The sequence below is a fragment of the Acidovorax sp. KPB24-07 genome (assembly GCF_057543315.1).
On sequence record NZ_BAAJYS010000587.1, the window covers coordinates 1 to 1,612 of the forward strand.

Sequence of the window (1,612 nt, forward strand, 5' to 3'; positions counted from 1 at the left end):
CGACCGCATCGAGGTGCTGCGCGGCCCGTCCGGCCTGCTGCAGGGCGCGAGCGAACCCGGCGGCACCATCAACCTGGTGCGCAAGCGCGCGCAGTCCGCATTGGGGCTGAACGCCAACGTGTCCGCGGGGTCGTGGAACATGCGCCGCGCCGACGTTGACCTGACCGGCGCGCTCAACGCCGCGGGCACGCTGCGCGGCCGCGTGGTGGCGGTGAAGGACGACCGCGACAGCCACGTCGCCACGCTGAAGAACGACAAGACCCTGGGCTACGGCACGCTGGAGCTGGACATCACCCCGTCCACCACGCTGTCGGTCGGCCACACGCGCCAGAAGGTGCGCGCCACGGTGGACCAGGGCCTGCCCGCGTATGCCGACGGCCGGCTGCTGGACGTGCCGCGCTCCACGTTCGCGGGCATCGCCGCCAACCGCCAGGACCTGGACAACACCGACACCTTCGCCGAGCTGGAGCACCGCCTGTCCAATGGCGGGCAGGTCAAGTTCGTGGCGCGCGACGTGCACCGCGAATCGCTGTACCGCTCGGTGCGGGCCAACTCGGCCGTGGCGGCCAACGGCAACTACCAGCTGCAGTCGGTGGACTTCCAGCAGGACCTGAAGGACCGCAACTACGACCTGTACATCGCCTCGCCGCTGTCGCTGGCCGGCCGCACGCACCGCGTGCTGCTGGGCGTGAGCCACACGACCAGTGAAAGCCTGGACGGCAACTCCGCCTTCGGCGCGCCCCGCACCGCCAACATCTTCAATCCGCAGTACGACCTGCCCTACCCCAGCATCACGCTGCCCGGCTTTCAGAGCGCCACCCGGCGCACCGAGAACGCGCTGTACGGCCAGGCGCAGGTCAGCGTGGCCGAGCGCCTGAAGGTGCTGGCCGGCGGGCGCCTGTCCTGGGCCAAGGCCGAGACGCGCACGCTGAGCACGGGCCAGACCACGGCCACCGCCGACCCCGGACGGCAGTTCATCCCCTCGGTGGCCGCGATCTACGAGCTGAACGAAAACCTGTCGGCCTACACGAGCTATGCCGAGACCTTCGTGGTGCAGTCCAGCCTGGACCGCGCGGGCCGCCTGCTCACGCCGCGTTCGGGCTCGCAGATCGAGGCGGGCGTGAAGGGCGAGTTTTTGAACAAGCGCCTGCAGACGCACTTCGCCCTCTTCCGCATCCTGGACAAGGACCGCGCCATCGCCGACCCGGACGTTCCCACCGCCTCCCTGGCCGGCGGCAAGGTGCGCGCGCAGGGCTTCGAGACCGAGGTGAGCGGCCAGGTCGCGCCCGGCTGGGACGTGCTGGCCGGCTACGCCTTCACCGCCACCAAGTACCTGCAGGCCCCCGTGTCGCAGCAGGGCCAGGTGTTCAGCCCCATCACGCCGCGCCACAGCGTGAACCTGTCCACCCGCTATGCCTTCAAGGGGCCGGTGCTGCAGGGGCTGAGCGTGGGCGGCGGCGTGGGCTACCGCAGCGAGTTCTTCGCGCAAAGCGGCACGGTGCGCCTGACCTCGGGCGACTATGCGCTGTTCAACGCCCAGGTGGCCTACCAGATCAACGACAAGCTTTCGGTGAGCCTGAACGTGGACAACCTGTTCGACAAGACCTACTAC

1 protein-coding gene is annotated in these 1,612 nt (G+C 69.7%); it reads left to right on the plus strand.

Annotated features, from left to right (window positions below; all coding sequences use genetic code 11):
* Positions 1-1,612, plus strand: a 1,612-nt coding sequence (locus AC27IQ_RS24125; RefSeq protein ID WP_487091076.1) for a TonB-dependent siderophore receptor, incomplete at both ends; no start/stop codon positions are given.